The 6,018-nt window shown below is 45.0% G+C and carries 4 protein-coding genes and 1 pseudogene; 3 read left to right on the top strand and 2 right to left on the bottom strand.

The window, feature by feature from the left end; translation table 11 throughout:
- Window positions 1–109: 109 nt before the first annotated feature.
- Complete coding sequence (gene gpmI, locus ACKI5J_RS07940) at window positions 110–1,630, top strand: 2,3-bisphosphoglycerate-independent phosphoglycerate mutase (RefSeq protein ID WP_407428271.1); 1,521 nt, start codon at window positions 110–112, stop codon at window positions 1,628–1,630.
- Window positions 1,617–2,153, top strand: coding sequence for a hypothetical protein (locus ACKI5J_RS07945; RefSeq protein ID WP_407428273.1), 537 nt, complete (start codon window positions 1,617–1,619; stop codon window positions 2,151–2,153). Before gpmI ends, ACKI5J_RS07945 begins: the two co-directional genes overlap by 14 nt.
- Before the next feature lie 48 nt (window positions 2,154–2,201).
- Here the strand turns inward: ACKI5J_RS07945 and ACKI5J_RS07950 are convergent, their stop codons facing one another.
- Window positions 2,202–2,843: a tetratricopeptide repeat protein gene (locus ACKI5J_RS07950; RefSeq protein WP_407428275.1), complete on the bottom strand. Its 642-nt coding sequence runs from the start codon at window positions 2,841–2,843 to the stop codon at window positions 2,202–2,204.
- 276 nt (window positions 2,844–3,119) lie between these two features.
- On the opposite strand from ACKI5J_RS07950, the gene lon reads away from it, so the two are divergent.
- Window positions 3,120–5,573: an endopeptidase La gene (gene lon, locus ACKI5J_RS07955; protein WP_407428277.1), complete on the top strand. Its 2,454-nt coding sequence runs from the start codon at window positions 3,120–3,122 to the stop codon at window positions 5,571–5,573.
- A 78-nt stretch (window positions 5,574–5,651) separates the two neighbouring features.
- On the opposite strand, the pseudogene ACKI5J_RS07960 reads toward lon, so the two are convergent.
- Window positions 5,652–6,018, bottom strand: a pseudogene (locus ACKI5J_RS07960) (hypothetical protein); the annotation flags it as partial.

Genomic DNA, 6,018 nt, shown 5'->3' on the forward strand with positions numbered 1-6,018 from the left:
TCCGCTAAAATAACAAATACATCAAAATTATCGTTTTGTTGTACCACAAAACGTAATAATATGATTCAGCTCACTTTGCATACTAATAATACAAGGCTATATTTGTTATGTGGAAAATAAAAAAGTAGCACTTATAATTCTTGATGGTTGGGGCTATGGCAAGGCTGACGCTTCCAACGCGATCTTAGCGGCGAAAACTCCTTTCTTTGATCATCTGATAGAAACGTACCCCCATTCAAAACTCGAAGCTTCAGGCGTTGCTGTAGGGTTACCGGCAGGACAAATGGGAAATTCGGAAGTTGGGCACATGAACCTCGGCGCGGGCCGGGTAGTGTACCAGGAACTGGGAAGAATTCACAAAGCAGTGGACGACCTGGAGTTTAACACCAACCCCGCTATTCAGGACGCTTTCAAATATGCCATCGCAGAAAAAAAGAATGTGCATCTGATCGGACTGGTATCCGATGGCGGTGTCCATTCACATATTAAACATATCAAGGGATTATGCGATGCAGCGAAGGCTGCTGCCGTCCCCGGTGTATTCCTGCATGCCTTTACAGATGGCCGCGACACGGACCCCAACGGAGGCAAAGGGTATATTAAGGACCTGCTTGATTACACGGCAGATTCGCAGGTGCAGATCGCATCCATGATCGGCCGCTACTATGCAATGGATCGTGACAACAGATGGGAACGTGTAAAGCAAGCCTATGATCTTCTCGTGCACGGAACAGGCGCACACACCCTGGATCTTATCGCTTCCCTGGAGGAGTCGTATGCTGAAGGCATTACAGATGAGTTCATTAAGCCAACAGTTAAAGTGGATGAATTCGGAGCACCTATTACCCGTATTAAACCGGGTGATGTAGTGATATGCTTTAACTTCAGAACCGACAGGGGTCGCGAAATCACCGTGGCACTCACTCAGAGGGCATTCCCTGATTATGATATGGTGCCGCTGGATTTAAGATATATTACCATGACCACCTATGACGATACATTCAAGGGTGTTCAAGCAATATTCACAAAGGATGACCTTTCAGACACTTTGGGTGAAGTGCTTGAGAACCACAACAAAACCCAGGTAAGAATCGCTGAGACCGAAAAATATCCGCACGTAACATTTTTCTTCTCAGGAGGCAAAGAAACACCATTTGTAGGGGAAAAACGCTTATTGATCCCTTCGCCGAAAGTGGCAACCTATGACCTGCAACCGGAGATGAGTGCCCAGGGCATCAGAGACGCCATTTGTGAAGAAATCCCCGAGGGAAAGCCTGACTTTATATGCCTGAACTTCGCTAATCCGGATATGGTCGGCCATACAGGTGTTTTCTCAGCGGTGGTTAAGGCGGTTGAGACCGTTGATAGCTGTCTGAAAGACGTCGTAGAATGTGGTCTGAAAGATGGATATTCCTTCATTATTATCGCCGATCATGGTAATGCCGATTATATGATCAATGAAGACGGATCTGTCAATACTGCTCATACAACGAATCTGGTTCCATGCATTCTGATCGATAAGGATTGCACACAGGTTGCTGATGGAAAGCTTGGAGATATAGCTCCTACAGTCCTGCGACTTATGGGCATACCTATCCCCGAAAAAATGACTGGTAATGTCCTTATATAAACAAGTACTTACCATATGTATTCTTCTGTACGCGACATCGTGTACAGAAGATAAAAAAGCTCCGGATGGTCAGAATGCGTATTTTGACATCAGGGGCTTTTTCACTACAGAGGCAGACCGTCTGAACCGCCAAAATCCCCAAATATTGAAGGAGGTAAATCACAACGGGAAGACCGAAAAAAAGACGCTCCAAATAACAGACTGGAAACAGGAACTCGACCTTTTCATATCCTCAGACATCAACAAGCCTGCCTGGAAGAAAAGCTATGCCATCGAAAAGAACGGAAACGTCACGACGTACACAGCTCTGGATACAACCCTTAAAGTCAGAAAAATCCGTTTGGAGCGCAACGGAAAGAAAATTTCCGCTTTCGAGATAAGCAGCCGCGTAAATAATGAAATTTACACATCCGCAGAAACGCTGAACTACTATCCCGACTCACTTTACACCATTGAGAAGGAGCAGAATGTTAAAGGACTGGGAAACAATACCTACAAAATAGAAGGCAAAATAAAACCCTGAGCTTATAAAGTCCAGGGTTTTATGATTAAGAAAAAACTTTATAAGATCTTATCTGTCGAGGTTAGCCATGTAAACCTTCGCCTTTTTCATTTCGTCTGTTATATCCTTCCTGCCAGGATTCGCATCTAATAGCCTCTGAAGGTCGCCAATACATGATTTAAATGAATTGGAAGCAGCAGCCTTATCATAGAACTTGGGGATTTTCTGACCTTTCAAAATGCCATAATCACGATAAGCGATCGCCCGGTTCTGATACAATTTTTGGTCTTCAGCATTCAGCTCAATTGCTTTGCTGTAATCTCTTATAGAGGCCAGAAGAAGCTTCTCCCTTTCCGTTGCAGACAACGTCGAGTTCATTTGTGTTCCCAGCACGTTTCTTGCCTTTCCACGGTAATAATAAGCTGAAACGTTGTTCGGCTTCAGATTAACCACCTGTCCGAAGGTGCTGATTGCTTTTGGATAATTGCCTGAGTGATAATATGAGTATCCTAACATATAAAGTACGTCAGGATTTGAGCCTTCAGCCGGAATAGCCTTTTCGAGATGAACAACTGCCTGCTTAAAATCGCCGTCCATTAGAGCCTTCTGCCCTTGCTTAACATTGCTATTTTTAATTTCCTGGCTCTGCTGTGCACTTGCCGCTGAGCCTAATAAAAACACAAAAGAAAAAACTGATGCAATTAATTTCATTTTAAAAAACTTAAGTTCTGATCGTCTTATAACGAATGAGGTGTAATATTATTTCTATTTTTGCTATTTACAAAATATAAATACTCAAAGTCGTTGAGTGATATACGTCCAATAAAAAGATAATCCGCAAAATTTTGTTTTAAAAAAAAACCGGGCTGTGTATGTTTTACGTTAGTTAAGTACTTTTGGCATACGGCTTGTACCTATAGTAACTTACTTAAAAATACCAGTTCAATTAATAATTCACTGTCAGAATGACGTTAAAAAGGGATATAAATGAATAACCTCCTTGATTTTAATCACTCATTACCTATTATAAATGAAGATACCGAGTTCTTTCCGCTTATGTCTCAGGAAGATGAGGAGGAAATGAACAATGAAGAAACCCCGGAGATGCTGTCAATATTGCCGCTAAGGAACACCGTATTGTTTCCGGGTGTAGTTATTCCAATAACTGTTGGAAGGGACAAGTCCATCAAACTTATTAAGGATGCTTACAAGGGAGACCGCACGATTGGAGTGGTTTCACAAAGAGATGTAGCGGTTGAAGATCCAACCTTTGATCAACTAAACAAGGTGGGTACGGTTGCATTGATTATTAAAATGCTTCAGATGCCCGACGGCAGTACAACCGTCATCATCCAGGGAAAACAGCGTTTCAAGCTAAATGAAGAGGTTCAGGTAGAACCGTATATGAAGGCTACCATTGTCAAGTTTGAGGAAATACGCCCTAAATCGGACAAACAGTTCAAAGCCATGGTTGGATCGATCAAGGACCTGGCGATGCAGATCATCCAGCTTTCACCACACCTTCCAAGCGAAGCGGGCATCGCGATAAAGAATATTGAAAGTCCTTCGTTCCTGATCAACTTCATCTCATCCAATATGAATGCAGATGTCACGGTCAAGCAGAAGATGCTTGAAGTAGCCAATCTGCACGAAAGGGCAACAATGGTACTGGAGCACCTTACCATTGACCTTCAGATGCTCGAGCTAAAAAATCAGATACAGTCTAAGGTACGGACCGATCTGGATAAGCAGCAGAGAGACTATTTCCTTAACCAGCAGCTGAAAACCATTCAGGAAGAGCTGGGCGGTAACAGCCCCGACCTGGAGCTCGAAAACCTCAGGGAACGTGCTGCAAAGAAGAAATGGCCGGCTGATATTGGTCAGCATTTTAGCAAGGAACTGGAAAAGCTGGGGAGAATGAACCCCGCTGCTGCGGATTATTCCGTCCAGGTGAACTACCTTGAGCTCGTACTCGACCTACCGTGGAACGAATTTTCTAAAGATAATTTCGATCTCAAACGGGCGGAGAAAGTCCTTGATAAAGACCATTACGGCCTTGAGAAGGTGAAGCGCCGCATAATCGAGTACCTGGCTGTTCTGAAGCTGAAACAAAACATGAAGGCTCCTATTTTATGCCTGGCCGGCCCTCCCGGAGTTGGAAAGACGTCGTTGGGTAAATCAATCGCCCGCGCATTAGGCCGGAAATATGTACGTATCGCACTTGGAGGTGTTCATGACGAAGCGGAAATCAGGGGCCATAGAAAGACTTATATCGGTGCAATGCCCGGCCGTATCATTCAGTCGCTTAAAAAGGCTGGGACATCAAATCCTGTCTTCGTACTCGACGAGATAGACAAGGTTGGAAACGACTTCCGGGGAGACCCTTCTTCGGCCTTGCTCGAAGTGCTGGATCCGGAACAGAATAATGCGTTCTATGATCACTATGTAGAGCTTGACTATGACTTGTCAAATGTCATGTTCATCGCAACGGCAAACTCGCTGAACTCGATCCATCCTGCCCTCCTTGATCGTATGGAAATCATTGAGGTTAACGGTTATACGATAGAAGAGAAAATCGAGATCGCAAAACAACATTTGCTGCAGAAGCAGATTGATCAGCATGGACTGAATAAGAAAGACGTAACGCTGAGACCGGCTGTCATCGAGAAAATCATTGAAGATTATACCCGTGAGTCCGGCGTCCGTGGTTTAGAAAAGAAAATCGGCTCGCTCGTGAGAGGTATTGCGACGAAAATCGCTATGGAAACAGAGTATACCTCTGCCCTCACCAAGCACGACGTCGAAACCATTCTGGGCCCCCCTATCTTTGATAAAGATCTTTATGAAGGCAATGACGTCGCAGGAGTAGTGACCGGACTTGCCTGGACGCAGGTTGGCGGCGACATCCTGTTTATTGAAGCGAGCCTGAGCCCTGGCAAAGGAAAGATGTCGCTTACAGGAAACCTCGGTGATGTGATGAAAGAATCGGCCACGATTGCCATGGCATACTTGCGGGCACATGCCAGCAAATTCGGCATTGACAATCGCTTGTTTGATCTCTGGGATATTCACGTTCACGTTCCTGCAGGTGCGACGCCTAAAGACGGCCCTTCAGCAGGTATAACCATGCTTACTGCACTTACATCAGCCTTTACACAACGTAAAGTAAAACAGCATCTTGCGATGACAGGCGAAATCACCTTGAGAGGCAAGGTACTTCCCGTTGGAGGCATAAAGGAGAAGATCCTTGCTGCGAAGCGGGCCAATATCAAAGATATCATCCTCTCCAAGTCGAACGAGAAAGATATCCGCGAGATTAAGGAAAGCTATATCAAAGATTTGAGGTTTCACTATGTTACGGAAATGAAACAGGTCATAGACCTTGCTCTTTCAGCAGACATCGTGAAGGATCCGCTTGACCTCACGATAAAAGAAGCGTAAGATTGCATATACGACAGAAAAGGGGCTGTATCATGAAAGAAAGTGATCAGCCTCTTTTTTTTTGCAACATATAATAATCTATGCCTTGGAAGAAAACGATACGCGCTTCCCTATCGGGAATCCGGCCTGGCCGCCCTTGTCTGCCGTTCGTTGCTTCGTCGCTTTTAGCGGCATTTTTGTTGTTGCCGCCATTTTCGTGGTGAGTTTCTCTTTCCGTTGTTCCTGATCGCGTAGCAGCCTGTTGCCTTCGTAACACATCATACTGATGGCTGCTGCCCGTGTTTGCTGTTCTTCGTTAAGCTCCATGTTCACCGGCCCCGAAGGGTACGCTCCCGCTTCTTCAGCTGCATAAGCAGCGATAATCCCGCAGGGACTGAATGCCTTGCTGTTCAGCAGCACATAGCCTTCCTCCATTCGTGTTTCAGCATATGCCAGCAGCGACACG

Origin of the sequence: Arcticibacter sp., from assembly GCF_045629565.1 — a bacterium.
In the GTDB taxonomy this organism is placed as follows: Bacteria; Bacteroidota; Bacteroidia; order Sphingobacteriales; family Sphingobacteriaceae; genus Arcticibacter.

Bases quoted from the DNA above. Each gene is read 5' to 3' on its own strand.
- lon (WP_407428277.1), top strand. From the start codon at position 3,120: ATGAATAACCTCCTTGATTTTAATCACTCATTACCTATTATAAATGAA.
- ACKI5J_RS07950 (WP_407428275.1), bottom strand. From the start codon at position 2,843: ATGAAATTAATTGCATCAGTTTTTTCTTTTGTGTTTTTATTAGGCTCA.
- ACKI5J_RS07945 (WP_407428273.1), top strand. From the start codon at position 1,617: ATGTCCTTATATAAACAAGTACTTACCATATGTATTCTTCTGTACGCG.